16 protein-coding genes and 1 pseudogene are annotated in these 19,774 nt (G+C 64.0%); 11 read left to right on the top strand and 6 right to left on the bottom strand.

Going from position 1 to position 19,774, the window contains the following annotated elements; genetic code table 11:
* Positions 1–135 precede the first annotated feature (135 nt).
* The 3 genes from NKI24_RS07855 (at position 136) to NKI24_RS07845 (ending at position 3,121) form a co-directional block, all read left to right on the top strand.
* Complete coding sequence (locus tag NKI24_RS07855) at positions 136–597, top strand: DUF4126 domain-containing protein (protein WP_352744294.1); 462 nt, start codon at positions 136–138, stop codon at positions 595–597.
* Positions 594–1,970: an FAD-containing oxidoreductase gene (locus NKI24_RS07850; RefSeq protein ID WP_352706062.1), complete on the top strand. Its 1,377-nt coding sequence runs from the start codon at positions 594–596 to the stop codon at positions 1,968–1,970. The genes NKI24_RS07855 and NKI24_RS07850 overlap by 4 nt, the downstream gene beginning before the upstream one ends.
* Before the next feature lie 101 nt (positions 1,971–2,071).
* Positions 2,072–3,121, top strand: coding sequence for a M14 family metallopeptidase (locus NKI24_RS07845; protein WP_352744290.1), 1,050 nt, complete (start codon positions 2,072–2,074; stop codon positions 3,119–3,121).
* A gap of 14 nt (positions 3,122–3,135) precedes the next feature.
* On the opposite strand, the gene NKI24_RS07840 is transcribed toward NKI24_RS07845, so the two are convergent.
* Entirely contained in the window at positions 3,136–3,906 is a 771-nt protein-coding gene (locus NKI24_RS07840; RefSeq protein ID WP_352456438.1) for an isocitrate lyase/PEP mutase family protein, read from the bottom strand.
* 320 nt (positions 3,907–4,226) lie between these two features.
* On the opposite strand from NKI24_RS07840, the gene NKI24_RS07835 reads away from it, so the two are divergent.
* The gene (locus NKI24_RS07835) at positions 4,227–6,416 is read left to right on the top strand and encodes an anthranilate synthase (protein ID WP_352744288.1); all 2,190 of its coding nucleotides are present in this window, start codon (positions 4,227–4,229) and stop codon (positions 6,414–6,416) included.
* 32 nt (positions 6,417–6,448) lie between these two features.
* A complete protein-coding gene (locus tag NKI24_RS07830; RefSeq protein ID WP_502895031.1) occupies positions 6,449–7,378 on the top strand; it encodes a cation diffusion facilitator family transporter in 930 nt (309 codons plus the stop codon).
* Positions 7,379–7,466: 88 nt separating this feature from the next.
* On the opposite strand, the gene NKI24_RS07825 is transcribed toward NKI24_RS07830, so the two are convergent.
* Positions 7,467–8,552, bottom strand: a complete 1,086-nt coding sequence (locus NKI24_RS07825; protein WP_352744286.1) for a hypothetical protein — start codon at positions 8,550–8,552, stop codon at positions 7,467–7,469.
* A gap of 101 nt (positions 8,553–8,653) precedes the next feature.
* Here NKI24_RS07825 and NKI24_RS07820 point away from each other — a divergent pair, with 101 nt between their 5' ends.
* From NKI24_RS07820 to NKI24_RS07795, 6 genes and pseudogenes are all read left to right on the top strand, one after another.
* The gene (locus NKI24_RS07820) at positions 8,654–9,106 is read left to right on the top strand and encodes a DsrE family protein (protein WP_352450551.1); all 453 of its coding nucleotides are present in this window, start codon (positions 8,654–8,656) and stop codon (positions 9,104–9,106) included.
* Between the two features lie 171 nt (positions 9,107–9,277).
* The gene (locus tag NKI24_RS07815) at positions 9,278–10,075 is read left to right on the top strand and encodes an SDR family NAD(P)-dependent oxidoreductase (RefSeq protein ID WP_352450552.1); all 798 of its coding nucleotides are present in this window, start codon (positions 9,278–9,280) and stop codon (positions 10,073–10,075) included.
* 49 nt (positions 10,076–10,124) lie between these two features.
* The gene (locus NKI24_RS07810) at positions 10,125–10,433 is read left to right on the top strand and encodes a putative quinol monooxygenase (protein ID WP_352450553.1); all 309 of its coding nucleotides are present in this window, start codon (positions 10,125–10,127) and stop codon (positions 10,431–10,433) included.
* A gap of 271 nt (positions 10,434–10,704) precedes the next feature.
* A pseudogene (locus NKI24_RS07805) lies at positions 10,705–11,792 on the top strand (AbrB family transcriptional regulator).
* A 182-nt stretch (positions 11,793–11,974) separates the two neighbouring features.
* Positions 11,975–14,062: a TonB-dependent siderophore receptor gene (locus tag NKI24_RS07800; protein WP_352744282.1), complete on the top strand. Its 2,088-nt coding sequence runs from the start codon at positions 11,975–11,977 to the stop codon at positions 14,060–14,062.
* On the top strand, positions 14,062–15,273 hold the full coding sequence (locus NKI24_RS07795) for an MFS transporter (protein WP_352744279.1): 1,212 nt from the start codon (positions 14,062–14,064) through the stop codon (positions 15,271–15,273). Before NKI24_RS07800 ends, NKI24_RS07795 begins: the two co-directional genes overlap by 1 nt.
* A gap of 257 nt (positions 15,274–15,530) precedes the next feature.
* Here the strand turns inward: NKI24_RS07795 and NKI24_RS07790 are convergent, their stop codons facing one another.
* From NKI24_RS07790 to NKI24_RS07775, 4 genes are all read right to left on the bottom strand, one after another.
* Positions 15,531–16,607, bottom strand: a complete 1,077-nt coding sequence (locus NKI24_RS07790; protein WP_352744277.1) for a siderophore-interacting protein — start codon at positions 16,605–16,607, stop codon at positions 15,531–15,533.
* Positions 16,608–16,801: 194 nt separating this feature from the next.
* On the bottom strand, positions 16,802–17,116 hold the full coding sequence (locus tag NKI24_RS07785) for a nuclear transport factor 2 family protein (protein WP_352469698.1): 315 nt from the start codon (positions 17,114–17,116) through the stop codon (positions 16,802–16,804).
* 18 nt (positions 17,117–17,134) lie between these two features.
* Entirely contained in the window at positions 17,135–17,911 is a 777-nt protein-coding gene (locus NKI24_RS07780; RefSeq protein WP_352744273.1) for an esterase family protein, read from the bottom strand.
* Between the two features lie 4 nt (positions 17,912–17,915).
* Positions 17,916–19,082: an ATP-grasp domain-containing protein gene (locus tag NKI24_RS07775; RefSeq protein WP_352744270.1), complete on the bottom strand. Its 1,167-nt coding sequence runs from the start codon at positions 19,080–19,082 to the stop codon at positions 17,916–17,918.
* Between the last annotated feature and the right edge of the window lie 692 nt (positions 19,083–19,774).

Raw genomic sequence — 19,774 nt, 5'->3', positions numbered from 1 at the left:
AGTCTCAATCTTTGCCAAAGCACAAGTGCTGCAAATACGGAAGCGCCGGCGGCGACACCACCTCTGGTCAAATACCGGACCTATGGTAGCTTGCTCTCTCGGATATGTCCCAAGCCGGCCATCGAGGGATCAATCATGCTGTACATTCTTGCCCTCCTGATTGGCATCGTTACCGGGCTTCGCGCCATGACCGCGCCCGCCGCGGTTGCCTGGGGCGCCTGGCTTGGCTGGTTGCCGGTCGCCGGCACCTGGGCGAGCTTCATGGGCCACTGGATCGCCGTCGGCATCTTCACCATCCTGGCCATCGCCGAACTGGTCACCGACCAGCTGCCCTCGGCGCCGAGCCGCAAGGTGCCGCAGCAATTCGGCACGCGCATCGTCTTGGGCGCTTTCACCGGCGCGGTGATCGGCGCCACCGGTGGCGCCATCATCGGCGGCCTGATCGCCGGCGCCATCGGCGCGGTGATCGGCACGCTGGGCGGTGCCGAGGCGCGCAAGCGCCTGGCCACCGCCTTCGGCAACGACCCGCCCGCCGCCTTCATCGAGGACGCGGTGGCGATCGTCGGCGGGCTTCTGATCGTGGCGGCGGTGGCATGACGGCAAAGACATTCGACGCCATTATCGTCGGTGCCGGGCAGGCCGGCCCACCGCTCGCCGGCCGGCTGAATGCGGCCGGCATGAGCGTGGCGCTGATCGAGCGAAAGCTGGTCGGCGGCACTTGCGTCAACACCGGCTGCACGCCGACCAAAACGATGGTGGCAAGCGCCTATGCCGCGCATCTCGCCCGCTCCGCCGCGGATTACGGGGTGACGCTGTCCGGTCCCGTCGGCGTAAACTACAAGGCGATCAAGGCGCGCAAGGACAAGGTCTCCAACGACGCCCGCGGCAATCTCGAAGACTGGATTGCCGGCATGGACAAATGCACGCTCTATCGCGGCCATGCGCGCTTCGTAAGCGCCAACACGGTGCGCGTCGGCGACGATCTGCTGAGCGCCGAAAAGATATTCCTCAACACCGGCGGGCGCGCCTCGGTGCCCGACCTGCCTGGCATCGACGGCATTTCTTACCTGACCAATTCCTCGATGATGGATCTCGACGTGCTGCCGCGCCATCTCATCGTTGTCGGCGGCAGCTATGTCTCGCTCGAATTCGCGCAGATGTTCCGCCGCTTCGGTTCCGAAGTCACGGTCATCGAAAAAAGCCCGCGCCTGATCGGTCGCGAGGACGAGGATGTCTCGGACGCCATTTTGTCGATCCTCGAAAACGAAGCCATTGCCGTCCATCTCGGCGCCGACGACATCCGCTTCGCCAGGCGAGGCAACGAAATCGCCGTGACCTTCTCGCCAGGCAAGGCGGCTGCGGTCGGCTCGCATGTGCTGCTGGCGCTCGGCCGCACGCCAAACACCGACGATCTCGGCCTCGACAAAGCCGGCGTCGAGGTCGACAAACGCGGCTTCATCGTCGTCGACGACCAGTTGCGCACCAGCGTGCCCGGCATCTGGGCGATGGGCGACTGCAACGGCAAGGGCGCCTTCACCCACACCTCGTACAACGATTACGAGATCGTCGCCGCCAACCTGCTCGACAACGATCCGCGCAAGGTCAGCGACCGCATCGAGGCCTATGCGCTCTATATCGACCCACCGCTCGGCCGCTGCGGCATGACCGAAGCCGCGGTAAGGAAATCCGGCCGCCGCGCCTTGGTCGGCCAGCGGCCAATGACCCGCGTCAGCCGTGCCGTCGAAAAAGGTGAGACGCAAGGCTTCATGAAGATCCTGGTCGATGCCGACACCAAGGAGATCCTCGGCTGTTCGGTGCTCGGCCCGGGCGGCGACGAGGCGGTGCACTGCGTGCTCGACCTGATGTATGCCAAGGCGCCGGTCAGCACGCTGGCGCGCGCCGTGCACATCCACCCGAACGTCTCGGAGCTTCTGCCGACCATCGCCCAGGAACTCAAGCCGCTGGTGTGACGGCCGGGTAGAATCGTGCGCCCATAGCGGCAGCGACTGGACCAATCGACAGCCCAGCGGCAAAAGGGCATGTGTTCCGCCTCTTCTCCCGGAGCCATCCCATGCAGAAGTCCATCGAACGCGTCGCCGGCGACAGCGAAGGCGTTTCCTACGAATTCCCCGTCTTCCGCTTCGCCGGAACGGACAAGACGGCGCCTTCCGCCTATCTGCAGGCGGCACTTCATGCCGGCGAATTGCCGGGCGTCGTCGCCATCGACACGCTGATGCCGATGCTCAGCAAGGCGGAAGCCGAAGGCCGCATCACCGGCAATATGACCATCGTGCCCTGGGCTAATCCGATCGGCCGCGCGCAATATCTTTACGGCGACCATCAGGGCCGCTTTCATCTGGGCACGCGCACCAATTTCAATCGCGGCTTTCCGCGGCTCGCCGCGCCCGACCTCACGCTGCTGCCGGCGCACGGCACGGTCGACCAGCGGCTGAAAACGCGGCTGCTGCAGCTCTCCATTGGCCACGACATCGTGCTCGACCTGCATTGCGACGATGAGGGCCTCGCCTATCTTTACGTCCACACCAGCCTGTGGCCGGCCATGGCGGATTGTGCAGCGGCCATGGGCGTCGACGCGGTGATGCTGTGGGACGAAGACCCCGACGGCACCTTCGAAGGCGCCTCGATCATGCCGTATCAGAACGTTCCCGCCGACGTCGCGTGCCTCGACCGGCGCGTCGCCACCACGGTCGAATATCGCGGCATACTCGATGTCGACGGCGCCCTCGCCGGCGCCGATGCCGAAGGGCTCTACCGGCTGCTGGTGGCGCGCGACGTCATCCAGGATCAGGCGCTGCCCGCGCCTGGCAGCTTCGTTGGGCTCGTCGCGCCGCTCGAAAACATCGAGATGATGCCGGCGCCCCGCTCGGGCGCGATCCTTTACGACGTGAAGCCGGGCGACCGCGTCACCAAGGGTGCGCGCCTTGCCACCATCGTCCACGCGCCCGGCGAGCCCGACGGCCGCACGGAAGTGTTGGCGCCGCAGGCGGGCCTCATCCTGACGCGGCGTTCCCGCCGCATCATCCGCGCCGGCGAAGACCTCTTGAAGCTGGTCGGCGACGGGACGAGCGCCGATGCAAGGTCGGGAACGCTGGAGGACTGACGCACCCCGCCAGGCTACCCCGAAATCGCCTGTCGCGCCTTGGCCTCCAGCCATTCGGCCATCTGCCGGTACGGCACCGGACCATGGCTCACGCGGGCGACGCCGAGTTCGGCAAGCCTCTGGCGCGGCGGCACATGCGCCAGGGCAATGATGTTGACCGGCAATGCCGTTGCCTCGCAGAGCGCCTCGATCAGGCCTTCATCGGCAAGCCCCGGCGCAAAGAAGCCATGCGCTCCGGCCCTTTCGTAGGCGTGCGCCCGCTCGATCGCCTGATCGAGAAGAGCCTTGTCGTGCGCATTCGGTTTAGTCTTCAGGAAAATGTCGGTTCGGGTGTTAATGAAGGCCGGAATACCCGACGTCTTCACCGCCGCTGCAGCCGCTTCGATCCGCCTCACCTGTATGGCGATGTCGTGCAGCCCACTGCCGCCGACGATCTGATCCTCGAAATTAAAGCCGACGGCTCCAGCCTGCACGGCGAGCGTCACGCTGCGGGCGACAACCTCCGGAGCGACCCCGTAACCCCCCTCGAGGTCCATGGTTACCGGCACATCCACCGCCGCAACGATGCGTTTGATGTTTTCGAGCGCCAGTTCCAACGGGATTTTCTCGCCATCGGCGAATCCGAAAGCGGCCGCGACCGGCCAGCTTCCGGTGGCGATGGCCTTGGCCCCTGCTTTCTCGATGATCTTGGCGGAGCCTGGGTCCCAGGCATTGTAGAGGACAATCGGGTTTCCCTTGACATGGAGAGAATGGAACGTCCGTGCGCGGTCGAACTGCTGGGTCATTTGATGTTTTCCCGTCTTCCTGCTGTTTGATGCAGAGTCTAGGCAGGACGGCCGGTCTTGGCCATGTGCCATGGGTTGCGAAAGCGGCAGCCACCCCACAGACTTTCAAACCTGTTGCGCATACCGCTTTTCGCGGCTATGGATTTCGCCATGAATATGCGTTCGATCAAGACCATTTGGTGGTGGGCTCGCTGACAGCGGCCTGTTCGAACGCGTTCGCGTGACAATAGAGGGTGGCCGCAGCGGAATGTCCGGGCGGCCATTTGTTTTTTCAAGCCATTCCCGGGTCCGTTGCCCCAAAGACGCTGATGGAGACGGCAATGACGACGAAAATTCTGGAGAATGGCGCCGAGCGCTTTGTCACGGCGGGTGGCGTGGCGATTACCCGCCAGCGCCATGACCGGCCTTACGAGGGGGCGATCGACGGCTATGTCGATGGCCTGAATTCGCGCCGCGGCGCCGTGTTTTCCTCGAATTACGAATATCCCGGCCGCTATACGCGCTGGGACACCGCCATCATCGATCCGCCGGTGGTGATCTCGGCACACGGCCGCGCCATGCGCATCGAGGCGCTGAACCGCCGCGGCGAGGTGCTTTTGCCGGTGATTGGCAGAGTGCTTGCCGGCCTTGACGACGTAACGATCGCCGAGACGTCCAACAGACTCATCCGCCTCGAGGTCGCCAGGCCCGGCCGTGTCTTCACCGAGGAGGAACGCAGCCGCGTCCCCTCCGTCTTCACCGTGCTGCGCGCCATCACCGCTTTGTTCAAGACCGAGGAAGACGCCAATCTCGGCCTCTATGGCGCCTTCGGCTACGACCTCGCCTTCCAGTTCGATCCGGTCGACTACAAGCTCGAGCGCAAGCCAAGCCAGCGCGATCTCGTGCTGTTCCTGCCCGACGAGATCCTCGTCGTCGACCACTATTCGACCAAGGCCTGGACCGATCGCTACGACTATTCCGGCGATGGCTTCTCGACCGAAGGCCTGCCGCGCGACGAAATCGTCGAGCCGTTCAGGACCGCCGACCGCATCCCGCCGCGCGGCGACCACGAGCCCGGCGAATATGCCAAGCTGGTGCGCAAGGCGATGAAGAGCTTCGAGCGCGGCGACCTGTTCGAAGTGGTGCCGGGGCAGATGTTCTACGAACGCTGCGAAACCCAGCCCTCCGAGATTTCCCGCAAGCTGAAGAGCATCAACCCTTCGCCCTATTCCTTCTTCATCAATCTCGGCGAGGGCGAATATCTGATCGGCGCCTCGCCGGAAATGTTCGTGCGCGTCAACGGCCGCCGCGTCGAGACCTGCCCGATCTCCGGTACCATCAAGCGCGGCGACGACGCCATCTCCGACAGCGAGCAGATCCTGAAGCTGCTCAATTCGAAGAAGGACGAATCCGAACTCACCATGTGCTCGGACGTCGACCGCAACGACAAGTCGAGGGTCTGTGAGCCGGGCTCGGTGCGCGTCATCGGCCGCCGCCAGATCGAAATGTACTCCCGCCTGATCCACACCGTCGACCACATCGAGGGGCGGCTGCGCGAAGGCATGGACGCCTTCGACGCCTTTCTGTCGCATGCCTGGGCGGTCACCGTCACCGGCGCGCCGAAATTATGGGCCATGCGCTTCATCGAGCAGAACGAGAAGAGCCCGCGCGCCTGGTATGGCGGGGCGATCGGCATGGTCAATTTCAACGGTGACATGAACACCGGCCTGACGCTTCGCACCATTCGCATCAAGGACGGCATCGCCGAGGTGCGCGCCGGCGCCACGCTGCTCTTCGACAGCATTCCCGAGGAAGAAGAAGCCGAAACCGAACTGAAGGCATCCGCCATGCTCTCCGCCATCCGCGACGCCAAATCAGGCAATGCCGCCAGCACCGAACGCAGCACCGCGCGTGTCGGCGACGGCGTCAACATCCTGCTGGTCGACCACGAGGACAGTTTCGTTCATACGCTCGCCAACTATTTCCGCCAGACCGGCGCCAATGTCTCGACGGTGCGCACACCAGTGCCGGATGAGATCTTCGACCGGCTGAAGCCAAACCTGGTCGTGCTCTCGCCCGGCCCCGGCACGCCGAAGGACTTCGACTGCGCCGCCACCATCAAGCGGGCCCGTGCGCGCGACCTGCCGATCTTCGGCGTCTGCCTCGGGCTGCAGGCGCTGGCCGAGGCCTATGGCGGCGAGCTGCGCCAACTGCACATCCCGATGCATGGCAAGCCGTCGCGCATCCGCGTGTCGAAGCCGGGCATCATCTTCTCCGGCCTGCCCAAGGAGGTGACGGTCGGCCGCTATCATTCGATCTTTGCAGATCCGGTGCGGCTGCCCGATGGTTTTGTCGTCACCGCCGAGACCGAGGACGGCATCATCATGGCCTTCGAGCACCGCAAGGAGCCGATCGCCGCAGTGCAGTTCCACCCGGAGTCGATCATGACGCTCGGCCACAATGCCGGCATGCGCATCATCGAGAACATCGTCGCGCACCTGCCGCGCAAGGCCAAGGAAAAGGCCGCTTAATTCGAGGGCTCAGTGTTGGGATCTTTTCCCCAGTGACCGCGGCGGAAATCAAAGCCGCCGCCAGGCAGAAGGTCGCCAGCCTCGCCTTCTGGTCGATCGTCGTCGCCTGCGTCGTGCTCGGCCTGAAGCTGGTGGCCTGGTACGTCACCGGTTCGGTCGCGCTTTATTCGGACGCGCTGGAATCGATCGTCAATGTCATTGCCTCTGCCGCCGCCTATTGGGCGATCCAGGTCAGCTACAAGCCAGCCGACCAGGACCATCCGTTCGGCCACCACAAGGCCGAGTATTTCTCGGCCGTCCTCGAAGGCGTGCTGATCGTGCTTGCCGCCTTGCTGATCCTCAATGAGGTCTGGTGGTCCTGGCAGCATCCCGCCCTGCTGGAACAGCCATGGACCGGCCTTGCCGTCAATGGCGTCGCAACGGTCATCAACGCTGTCTGGGCCTTGACGCTGATCCGCACCGGCCGAAGCGAAAAATCGCCGGCTCTCGTTGCCGACGGCAGGCACATCATGACCGACGTGGCGACCTCGGTCGGTGTGTTCATCGGCCTGGTCGGCGCCGTGCTGACCGGCTGGCAGGTTCTCGATCCGGCTCTTGCCGTGATCGTGGCGCTGAACATCCTGTGGCAGGGCTGGCACGTCATCGGCTCGTCGATGAACGGGCTGATGGACCGCGCCGTCGACACCCAGGAACATATCCGCATACGCGACATCATCTCGGCCAATTGCAAGGGCGCGCTCGAGGTCCACGACCTGAAGACGCGCATCGCCGGCCGCGCCACCTTCATCGAGTTCCACCTGGTCGTCGACGCCGACATGTCTGTCGGCGCCAGCCACGTCATCTGCGACCGCATCGAAGACGCGCTGCAGGCCGAAATCCCTTCCGTGCGGGTCATCATCCATGTCGAGCCCGACGACGAGGCGAAACTGCCCAAGGGCACGACGGCCGTGCCGTTCGCGTGAAGCGATAGCGGGACGCCGCCATCCAAAAACCTTGAGGTCGGCGGGACAGCACCCCCCTCTGTCCCGCCGGCATCGCGTCTCTGAACTGCTACAGCCCGCAGGCAGCCTGCGGCATCGGCTCCAGCCGGTAGACCTTGTCGTCGGAGCTGGTGTCACCTTCCGCCGCTTTCGAGCACAGATCGATGATCGGCAGGCCGCTGTTCGGGTTGGCCAGCATCATCGTGCCGTTGGCGCCGCGGCGAAGGAAGACCTCCCTTTGCGCGATGTCACAGGACGCAGCACCCGTCTTCGCGCTCGCCGCGCAGCGCCACTGGTCGCCCTCGCCCTGACAATTATAGACCTGCGTGACCTTGGCCGATTTCTGCCGCGTGGTAACCGAAACGGCGATAGCGCCGCTTGGCCAATTGGCCGGATCGCCCTCCTTGGCGAAAGACGCCAGCTCGACCGGTCCGCGGAACACCCTGATCGACTGGGTCAGTTGGTCGGGATGCGAGCCGAGATGCTCGGCGTCGTAGTCGCGTCCGTAGCAGAAGGCCTGGTCCGGCTTCAGCCGCTCGCGCAATGGCGGGCCAAGTGCCGGATCGATCGGGTCGATGCGCGCGAACTCCGCCTTGCAGGTGGCGGCCGGCATCGGATCGAGCCTGAAGCCGTTGTCGTCCTTGCCCAGCGCCTGCCTTTCGTACTCCGCCTTGCCGAGCTCGTCTTCCGATCCGGCGTCGAGATAGAGGTCGGGCTGCACGTCCGAGACGATCAGCCGGCCTTTGTCGTCGACCTTCAGCGAAGCCATGGTGCGGTCGCAGTCCATACCGCACCGGATCGGGCCGGTCTTGCCGTCCTCCGACTCATGACTGCACCAGCCGCCAAGCCATTCAGGCGCCTCGGCGCCGCGCACCGTCGTCGCCATGAAGCCATTGTAGGAGGAATCGATGCCGGCGCTTGGCTCCTCGTTTGGCCGGCTGACCGGATCGCGGCCGTAATAGAAGAAGATGCGCGTCACCTTCTGCTGCGGATGCGACTTGAGATGCGCGGCGTCATAGACGCGGCCGAAGCAGGCGTCCTTGCCGTCGGGGCTGAGCTCGGTGAGTTTGAGCGTGTCGTCGGCGAAAGCAGAGCCGGCGACGGCGGCGAGCAAGGCAACCCCAACTCCGGCGCCCATCACGGTCCTTGATATCATGCTGGCTCCCCCTGCCCCGACAAGACGTGGCTTCAATTTATGTTAGGATCGAGGCCGAGGCCACGCAAATTGCGCGCGCCGGCCAAATGGGAGATGAAGCCATGCGACGCCGCGATATTTTCCGCGTCGGTCTTGCCGGAGCCGCCGGGCTTTTCGGGCTGCGCCCCACCAAGGCGGCAGCCATTGAAGTCAAGGCCGTCGAAGAGGAAAGGCAAAAGGTCGCCTATCACCTCAGCGATCTCGACAAGGTCAATTTCGTGCTCGGCAACATCAAGAACCACTTCGAAGGCACCGACGGCAAAGTCGACATCGCGCTTGTCGTGCACGGCCCGGCACTTGCCGCCTTCAAGTCGAAGGGTATATCGGCCGCCATTTCCGGGCGGTTCGCCGGCCTTGTCCAGGATGGGCTCAGCCCGCACGCTTGCGCCAACACCATGCACGGCATGGATATCGGCCTGGCCGACCTGCTCGACGGCTTCCATGCAGCCGACAGGGGCGGCGTCGTCAAGCTCGCCGAATTGCAACGCCAGGGCTACGCCTATCTCAGGCCATAGGGCAATTCCAGGAAAAGTGTGAAACGGTTTGCCGTCCGGAATTGCGTCAAGACAAAGAGGGAGCGGTTCGCCGTTTCCGTGAAACGGTGAACCGCCCTAAACTTTTACGGACTTGAACGCGAGGACTGCGAGGGCCTACGAAGAGCAGGCAGAGTCCCCGGAGGAATAGACGTGCCAGCCACCACCACCCTTGTCAGCCCCTCTCTCGTCATCCCCGACCTTGCCGGAAAGGCGGTCCTGGTCACCGGCGCCTCGACCGGCATCGGCGCGGCGCTCGCACTCGCCTACGCCGCGCAGAAATGCCGCGTCGCACTGCATTACAATTCGAGCCGCGCGGCTGCCGAAAACCTGGCCGCGACCATTCGCAACGGCGGCGGCGACGTGTTCCTCGCCCAGGGCGATTTCTCGATTCCCGCCGATGTCGAGCGCGTCGTCGAGGACAGTGCGCAACATTTCGGCCGGCTCGACGGCCTCGTCAACAATGCCGGCGGCATGCTCGGCCGCGTGGCCTATGCCGAGCAGACCGAGGCGCATTACGACGCGGTGATGGACCTCAACGCGCGTTCCGTGCTGACAGCTTCGCGCAAGGCAATCCCATGGCTGAAGCGGCAGGGTGGCTTCATCGTCAACACCTCCTCGATCGCCGCGCGCAACGGCGCCGGCGGCGGCGCCGGCCTGTACGGCTCGGCCAAGGCCTTCGTCTCCAACGTCACGCGCGGCATGGCCAAGGAGCTGATCGGTTTCAACATCCGCGTCAACGCGGTGGCGCCCGGCACGATCGCGACACCTTTCCACGAGCGCTACTCGACCGACGACCAGATGAAGGGCATGATCGCCACCATCCCGCAGGGCCGCGCCGGCACCGCCGAGGACTGCGTTGGCGCCTATCTGTTCCTCTCCTCCGATCTGTTGAGCGGCTACATCACCGGCCAGGTGATCGAGGTGAATGGCGGGCAGTTGATGCCGTAGACGGCGAACTGCATACTCCTGGTTGCGTCATCTCAACGGAGCAAAGCGAATGTACGGACTGATCGGCAAGATGCGGGCGATGCGCGGCCAGCGTGACGCAATGATGGATATCCTGCTCGCCAGCACCGGCGCCATGCCCGGCTGCCTGAACTACATCATCGCCACCGACCCGGCCGATGCCGACGCGATCTGGGTGACCGAAGTGTGGACCGACGCCGAAAGCCACAAGGCTTCGCTGCAGCTGCCCGAAGTCCAGGCGGCAATCGCCAAGGCACGGCCGATCATCGCCGGCTTCGAGTTCCAGGTGGAGACGCATCCTGTTGGCGGGTTCGGGTTGCCGGCGGTGAAGGCGGGATAGAGGGAGAGGCCTATGGGACAGCGCCCCCCTCTGGCCTGCCGGCCATCTCCCCCTCAAGTGGGGAGATTGGCAGCTTCGCCGACAGCGCTCTTTTTTGGAGATTGGCGAAGGCCGACGTGACATCCAATCTCCCCCACTAGAGGGGGAGATGTCCGGCAGGACAGAGGGGGGCGCGAAGGATCGCTGCGGATGGTTGGTGCCATTACCACCCAAGCCCTTTTCCGCGCAAAAAGGGTTCGCATTTTTTCGCCACCGGTCTAAGAGCCCATCTATGGATTCTTCCCCGAACCCGCCGGCCATCGAGCATCTGGCGCGGATCCACAGGGCCTGGCAGTGGCCGGTCCTGGTGGTGGTCTCGGTGCTGTTTGCCGGCGCGCTGGAACTCGCCGCCCTGCCCGCCGCGCTCTTGATCGGACCGATGCTGGCGGCCATCGCTGCCGGCACCAACGGCGCCACGGTGCGCGTGCCGCGGGTTCTGTTCGGCTCAGCCCAGGCGGTCGTCGGCTGCCTCGTCGCCAGTTCCATCTCGGCCGATATCTTTCCCGTCTTCTACAAGGAATGGCCGCTGTTCCTTGGCGTCGTGATGGCGACGGTCGCGGCATCCAGCCTGCTCGGCTGGCTGATCAGCCGCTGGCGCATCCTGCCCGGCACCACCGCGGTCTGGGGCTCGTCGCCGGGCGCCGCTACCGCCATGGTGCTGATGGCCGGTGCCTTCGGCGCCGACCAGCGCCTCGTCGCCTTCATGCTTTATCTGCGCGTCATCTGCGTCTCGATGACGGCAGCCCTGGTGGCCAAGCTTTGGGTCGACACCTCAGGCATCGAGGTGCCGGCCATCGTCTGGTTCCCGCCGGTCGACCCGCAAGGCTTGGCCGCAACATTCGGCGTGGCGCTGGTCGGCGGCCTCGCCGGAAAGCTTTTCCGGCTGCCGTCGCCGTTTTTCCTCGGCACCTTCATTTTCGGCACCGTGATCCATCTCGGGCTCGGCGTGACCATGCAGTTGCCACCCTGGCTGCTTGCCTTGAGCTATACGATGATCGGCCGAGCATCGGCCTGAATTTCACCAGGGCCATTTTGCGCCACGCGGCCCGCGCGCTGCCGCAGATCGTCGGCTCGATCATTGCCCTGATCGTCTTTTGCGGCGGCCTCGCCTTCCTGATCAGCCGCCTGCTCGGCATCGATCCGCTGACCGCCTATCTGGCAACCAGCCCCGGCGGCATGGACAGCGTCGCCATCATCGCCGCCGCCGCGCAGCATGTCGACATCTCCTTCGTCATGGCGCTGCAATCGGCACGCTTCCTGATCGTGCTTCTGGTCGGCCCAAGCGTGGCGCGGCTGGTGGCGAGAAGCCTCAAACGATAGCAGCTTGCCTCTGCCTGATTCGCAGCCGGTTTTCCTGAAACCGGTCGCACTTTGCTGCCGCCGACCGTATCGGGCCAGCACCCGCACGAGCTCAAAAAATAACTTGACTCAAATACTCAGATTTGAGAGCCCCTTCCGTCAATGTACGGAAGAGTGGAGACGAATTGATGCGGAAACGGACGATGACATGGCTCCTGGGGTTATCATTGCCGGGCAGCATGGCCCTGCTCGACCTGTCCGGGCCGGCTCACGCCCAGGACCAGGGCGGCGTCACCGTTCTCAACAAGATCGAGGTCGATGCCGAGAGCGACGAGATCCTCGTGCAAGACGGCTATGTCGCCAAGAAGGACCGCATCGGCACCAAGACCGACACGCCGATCTCTAGGATTCCGCAAGCCGTTTCGGTTGTGACGCAAAAGCAGATCGAGGACCAGAAGCCACGCACGCTGAACGAATCGCTCGGCTATGTCGCAAGCGCCAATCCGAACAGCTTCGGCTTCGACACCCGCTACGACGCCTTCTTCCTGCGCGGCTTCCAGGCCTTTTACAACGGCATGTTCCGCGACGGGCTGCGCCAGTACAACGGCCCCTCCGCCTGGTTCAAGACCGAGCCCTACGGCATCGAAGGCGTCACCATCCTGAAGGGTCCGGCCTCCTCGCTTTACGGCATCAGCGGTCCGGGCGGCATCGTCAATGTCGTCACCAAGCGCCCCAAGGAAGAACAGTTCCGCGAGGTCGAAATGCTGCTCGGCGCGCACAATCGCTTCCAGGCCGCACTCGATGCTTCCGGCCCGGTGAACGAAGACGGCAGCATCCTCTATCGCTTCACCAGCCTCGGCCACACCAGCGACACCGACCTGCCCGGTTATCCCGACGACAAGATCTATCTGGCGCCGGCAGTCACCTTCAAGCCGGATGAGGACACCAGGCTGACCATCCTCGGCGAATATTCGAAATCCGTCACCGGCGGCACCGCTGCCTTCTACAATTCGGGCGGCGCTCTGACGCACCTTTATGAGGGCGATCCCGCCTGGAACGACTTCGACCAGACCCAGGGCCGCATCGGCTACGAGTTCGAGCACCGTTTCAACGACGTGCTGACGGTCCGGCAGAACCTTCGCTACGGCGCCGTCGACAGCGACATCGAATATAGCGGTCATTACCCGGACGGCGTGGACCTGAAACGCTACTGGGGCCACTACACCGAGATCATGAAGAACTTCGTCGTCGACAACATGGCGCAGTTCGAATTCGATACCGGCCAGGTCAGGCATACGGCGGTAGCCGGCATCGATTACGCCTGGTCTAATTATGACGCCGGCAGCGGTATTTCCTACGTTTCCGTCGACGACATCAAGGCCGCTCCGGTTCCTTACTCTGGCGGGCAGGAGATGAACCAGCTCGGCGCCTACCTGCATGACCAGATGGAGTGGAACGATTTCACCCTGTTCGCCAGCGGTCGCTACGACTGGGCCGACACCACCTCGACCGCCGCCGACTTCACCAAGTCCAAGCAGGACGACAGTGCCCTTTCCGGCCGGCTCGGCCTGTCCTACCAGACCGAATGGGGCATCACGCCCTATGTCAACTATTCGACGTCGTTCTCGCCCAATATCGGCTTCGTCTATGACGATGTCAGCAGCCCTGTCGGTCGCGTCGCCCGTCCGACCATTGCGACGCAGAAGGAAATCGGCGTCAAATACGAATTTGCCGATTATAACGCCGCCGTCAGCGCCGCTCTGTTCGACATCGACCAGAAGGATGGCGTCGTCTTCGAGGCCTCGACCGGCATCAACAAGCAGCGCCAGCTCGACCTGAACTCGCGCGGCGTCGAACTGGAAGCCAGCGCCTCGCTCGACAACGGCCTCAGCATACTCGCCTCTTACACCTATCTGCGCGTGAAAATCGAACGCGGCGCCACGGGAACCGCAGGCAAGGAACTGTCGGCGACGCCAAATCACATCCTGTCGCTCTGGGGGCAGTACCAGTTCGAGGACGGCACGCTGCAGGGGGTCGGGCTGGGCAGCGGCGTTCGCGTTGCCGGCTCGAGCTATGGCAATGACACCAACACCTTCAAGAACGACGCGCGCGCCTTCGTCGACGCCTCGCTCTCCTACGATTTCGGCTACCGCAATCCCAAACTCGAGGGCGTGAAGCTGCAGGTCAACGCCAAGAACCTGTTCGACACTCAAAAATCCATCTGCTCGGCCGGCTATTGCTACCGCGACGAGGGCCGCTCGCTGTTCGCCAGCCTGCGCTACCGCTTCTGATGTCGATCGCCGTTTCCAGCCGGGCATCGACGCCTGTCGCGATCGTCCTGGCGATCGGCGGGCTCTACGTCGCGCAGAGCGTAATCGGCGGCATCACCTGGGCGGGCCTGCCGGCGGTGATGCGCGACCAGGGCCTGCCACTCGACCGGATCGGCCTGGTCTCGCTGATCGCGCTGCCATGGGCGCTCAAGTTTCTATGGGCGCCGGCCGTCGAGCGCTATCGGCTGCCGCCGGTCGGCAAGAACCGCACCGGCACGATCGTCGCCGCCGGTGGGCTCGTGTCCATCGCCGGGTTGTGGGCCGTCGGCGCGCTCGGCCCGGAGGCCTGGCCGGTTCTGGCCTGCCTGACCATCGTCGCCTTCGCCGCCTCGACCGTCGACATTGCCTGCGATGGTTTCGCCGTGCAGAGCCTGGCCAAGGAAAACCACGGCTGGGGCAATGCCGCGCAGGTCGGCGGCGCCTATCTCGGCTCGGCCATCGGCGCCGGCCTGTTTCTGCTTCTGGTCGACGCTTATGGCTGGCGCATCGCCGTTTGGGCGATGGCCTTGCTGCTCCTGCCGCTCGGTCTGCCCTTCCTGCTTGGCGTGGCCAACCGCGCGCGCGAGGAGACGCGCGAGCATGTTCCCAGCCTTCTCGACGCGTTGAAGCGTCCCGAAATTCGGCGCGGCCTGGCAGCGTCGGCCATCTATGTCCTGGCCCAGAAGGCGGCACTCGCCATGCTCGGACCATTCCTGATCGACGCCGGGCTCGACCTCTCGATGGTCGGACTTGTCAACGGCGTCGGCAGCATGTTCGTCGGCCTGGCTGCCGCACTCGCCGGCGGCGCTCTCGTTAAATGGTTCGGCCCGCGCAACGTGCTCGTCCTGGCGCTTTTCCTGCAGGCCGGATCGCTGTTCTTCTTTTCGGTCTTCGATTTTCTTGGCGGCTTCTCGACCACCGCTTTGATGGCCATCGCGGTGCTCAGCTCGTCCGGCTTCATGGCTCTCGGTTTCGTCGCGCTTTACGCGCAGTTCATGCGCTGGTCAGATCCAAGACAGGCGGGCGTCGACTTCACGCTGTTCCAGTGCATGGACGCACTGATGAGCATGGCCGGCGGGATCGCGGCCGGCTACGCCGCGCAGTATTTCGGCTATGGCGCGTTCTTCGCAGGCGCCGGCCTCGTCGCGCTTCTGGCCGCCCCGGCGATCGCCTTCGTATCCGACCGCCACTGACCCCGCCCGCCCTTGTGCAGCAGGGGAATCGCATATGGAAGTTTGGGGTATTTGCCAGGCCGCGTACCCCCACCCCTAACCCCTCCCCACAAGGGGGAGGGGGACGATGCCGCTGCTGTTTCGGCTAGAATCGTCGAAGTTTGCCGCTGAGTGGCTCTGCCGCAAAAGTTCCCCTCCCCCTTGTGGGGAGGGGTTAGGGGTGGGGGTCTTCTTCGCAAGAATCCGTATGCGATCCTCTGCCCCCGAGGGGCGGCGCGCTATTCTTCGCCGCCGTCCGCCGCTTGCGTCCCGTGGCGCCAGTAGGCGGTGACCAGGTGCCGGTCGCGCGGCACACCCCATTCCTTGCGGACGATCCTGCGGATCTCGCGGAAATCGCCGAACTCGCATCCGGCCCAGACATAGAGATTGTCGGCAAGCGCGGTCCGGCTCCGCTGTCGCAGCACGGCCGATAACAGGCTGGCCGTGCCGGCCTCGCGCCCATGCCGATAGAGCCAGGTGACGGCAACGGTCTCGCCCGCGGCCAGCGGCATCCGATCGTCGGGACCACCGACCTCGATGAACGCTTCGGCGCGGGTTGACGGCGAAAGCTGCTCCAGGATCCTGCCGATCGCCGGAAGCGCGGTGTCGTCGCCGAGCAGCAGCAGGTTTTGCGCCTCGGGCACGCCGCCTCCGCCCGGTCCGATCATGCCGATGATCTCGCCGGCAACTGCCTTTTCGGCGAAAGCGGCCGCCGGCGTATCCATACCGGGGTGGAGGACGAAATCGACATCCAGCCAGCCGCTTGCGGCGTCCAGTGCCCGGATCGTGTAGACCCGCACGACGAGCGCGTCCTCGCCCGACGGCCAGACCATCAGGCCGTCGGCGCCCATCGACGGCCACACCGGCAGCCTGCCGCGCGGCGGCAGCAGCAGCCGCACATGCAGGCCGCCACGGCCAAAGCGGCCGAGATCGTTGCCGGTGAAGCGGACGCGCTGCATATGCGGAGAAATCCGCGTCGAGGACAGCACCGTGATCTCGCGGAAGAACACCGGCGTGCCAGCATCGCTGCCGTCGCCCTGCCAGGCGATGCCCCTGGTCGTGCCGAGATGTTGCGAGAAATGGCCGGCGACCGCCATCTTCATGTAGGACAGGCAGGTTTCATCCTCGGCCGCGACGCGGATCAGCACGTTGTCGTCACCGAGCGCGGCTTTCAACGAGCCGTAGTGCGTGCGAAATTCCCAATGATCGGCAAGGCCGGTATCGATCTCGGATTCGCCGTGCTCGGCGCGCAGCCTGTCCATCACCGACCGGATGGCGGCACCGCTGATCCGGGTTTGCGCACTCAATTGCTCCATCGCTAAGCCTTTCGATGCCGTTGAATTCGAGATCGCCCTGGACGTCGGCGCCTTTGCGGCATGCCACAGCCGGCCTGGCGTTTCCACTAAAAGATGATAAACATAGTCATGTTTTTGGCATCAAGCCAATGAGTCCCGCGCGAGCAACGGCGGCCGTGGCGGCGAGGTGGCCTAAAGGGCCCTCAAAATATCCTTCAGCTGATCACCAGGCTGGAGATGCGGTTGCCGTCCACGGTGAATGCCATGTCGCCCTCGCCGTTGAAGCCGTTGCCTGTGACGGCAATGCGGACGTGATAGGTCTCGCCCGCCGGTTCGATACGAATGATGCTAAGTTTGGACTGCACGCCGATATTGTCCGACTGGTTCCAGCGCGCAATCTGCTCGCGGCCCTTGAACGACCGGCCCCAGTCGCTCAGGAAGGCATCGGGCGTGAACGTCTCGAGGAAAGCCTTGGTGTCGCCGGCGTTGGTGGCTTCGACAAAGCGGCGGATGGCATCGGGCGTGGTCATTTCCTTCCTCCAGGTGGCCTAATCCAGCCGGTGCATCAGATCGTCGTCCAGCCAGCGAGCGAAGAAATAGACCAGTTGCTTGTGCCACCACGGCCAGTCATGGGCGGCATCGCCGCCCCAGTAGTCGACCCAGGCCGGAATCGACTTGTCACGCAGGATCTGTTCCAGCGCCTGCGTATCGGCAAGCATCCGTTCCTCCCAGGCACCCTGCCCGCAGCAGAAGATCAGCCGCAGCGCCTTCAGCCTGACAAGCAGCCCCGGATCGACGATACCCGGCAGGTAGTCGAGCGGCGAGTTGAAGAAAATCTGTCCGTCGAGCGCGCTGCCGAAGAAATCGTGGGTGGAGTAAACCCCCGACAGCGCGATGACGCCGCTGGCCAGTTCCGGAAAGCGGAAGACGAAATTCGACGAATGGTAGCCGCCCATCGAGCAGCCGCAAAACAGCGGCTTCAGCGTACGCCCGCCATTGGACTCGGCCGCGACAGACAGGAGTTCCGGCAGCGCCTCTTCGCGCACATAGCGGAAATACGCTTCATGCCGGGCGATGCGATGGGCCGGCTCGGCATGGCGGTCGAAGAAGGATTCCGCATCGATGCCGTCCAGCGTGAACAACTGGATGCGACCGGTGTCGACGAACTCGGCGAGAGCCGAGACCGCGCCGGAATCCTCGAACTGGTAGAACCGCCCTTGCGAAGTCGGGAACACAACCACGGGTCGGCCGGCATGGCCGTAGCGCTTGTATTCCATGTCGCGGCCGAGGTTGCGGCCAAAACCCTTGTGGTAGGAAACGTCCATCGCCTCACGCCTTTTCCGCATGGATGTAGTCGACCGCCCGGCGCAGCGCCTTCGGGTCGGTGGAGCGCAGCTGATAGGCGTAGTTTCCCATGGCGCGGCTGAAAACCTCCTCGATGGCGTGATGATGGACGATCATGTCGCCATGGGCGGCCAGCACGTCGGCATGGCTGTGCACATAGTTGAGGTGCCGCTTGCGGCTGGCATAGGCGGTGAAATACTTGCCCCTGTAAGGGCCGCCGGCGGCGTCCTTGACCACCATGTCGGCCCAGGCGGCATAAACATCGATATCGAAGGTGTAATTGATGGCATCGGTCATCCAGGCGCCAGGCGGCCGCATGTTGACCTCCAGCGCGATGACCCGGTCGTCCCTGGTTTCGAACAGCTCGATGTGGAAGAAGCGCTCGCGCACGTCGAACGCCTTGAGGATTTTCCTGCCGGCCTCCTCGACCGCCCGGCTGATCTCGGGAAAACAGACATAGCTCATATGGCGGTCGCGGTTGACCACCTCCATGACGCTCTGGTCGTAGCGGTGGCTGGCGGCCAGCACCACCTCGCCGTCGCGGTTGACCAGCCCGTCATAGGTCACCACCAGCCCTTCGATGAATTGCTCCATGACGAAGCTGACGCCTTCCGGCTTGTCCCTGAAGAAGCTGTCGAGTTCGCCGGTGTTGGAGATTTTGAAAGTGTTCGAGGCGCCGGAGCCCGAATCCGGCTTCACCACCACGGGATAGCCGACACGTCGGATGAAGGTCATGGCGCCGGCGCGGTCGGAGCACTTGCGCTGCGGGATGGTTTCGACGCCGCTCTTGCGGAAGAACGCCCGCATGCGGCTCTTGCGTTTCAAATTCTTGACGAAGTCGAGCTTGGTGCCGAAGATGTTGAAGTCGGTGCGGATATTGGCTTCCAGCTCCAGCCAATGCTCGTTGAGCGATTCGAACCGGTCGACGCGGCCCCATTTGTGGATGAAATGGCCGATCGCCCGGAACACCGGCTCGTACTCCTCCATGTCGTCGATGCGGTAATATTCCGAAAGGGCTGCCTTCAATTTGCCGTCCAGCGCATCGAACGGCGCGTCGCCAATGCCGAGCACGGTGGCGCCGGCCTTCTTCAGCCGGTCGCAGAAATCGGCGCCATTGGCTGGAAAATGCGGCGAGAAGAACACGAAGTTCATGGACGATCCCTCCCGGCGGCGAGCCATTGCACCCCCGCCGACAATCGACTCTGGCGCATTTGCCGGGCTCGGGGAAGAGCAACTGGATCAGGTGAGCGCTGGGTCCTCGAAAGGTGACGCCAAACCGTGAAACAAAAAACCCGCCTCGACGGCGGGTCCTCGGCGCCAATCAGCACCATACCCAAATTAGTAGCATAGCTGCCGGCACAAAGCAAGAACAAAGTTGCTATAATCAGGAAAAATCGCTTCATGTCGGCGCCGCGCCTTCATTGCAGCTTGGGTTCCTCGCCCCACGAAAATGGCTAGGGGATGCACACATCTTTTCGTTGCGTCGATGACTCATCTGTGAGTTGCGGCGTCGGGTTGGTGTGTGATTCTGTAGGCGACGTACTGAGGGAGGTGTCGCGGTGTCATCTATGGGATTGTTGGGGTCGTTCGGTGACGAACGGCTCGAAAAAAGGGGGTCCAGCTTCTGGAGCGGATGGTGTCGCGCGAGAGCGTGTGCCTGCGCCGCTTGGCTGGAGGAGCCCGTAGCGGGATCGTGGGCTTTTGTCGGTTCCTGGCGAACGCTCGGGTGACGACGGACAGGCTGATTGAAGGTTGGGGCGCTGCGACGGCTGAGGCTAGCGCCGGTCGTCATGTGCTGGCGATCCAGGACACCAGTGAGATCAATTTCGCGACGACGCCGGAGT

The sequence above is a fragment of the Mesorhizobium sp. M0701 genome (assembly GCF_040320365.1).
Classification (GTDB): Bacteria; Pseudomonadota; Alphaproteobacteria; order Rhizobiales; family Rhizobiaceae; genus Mesorhizobium.
This window is presented reverse-complemented; position numbering and strand designations above follow the sequence as displayed.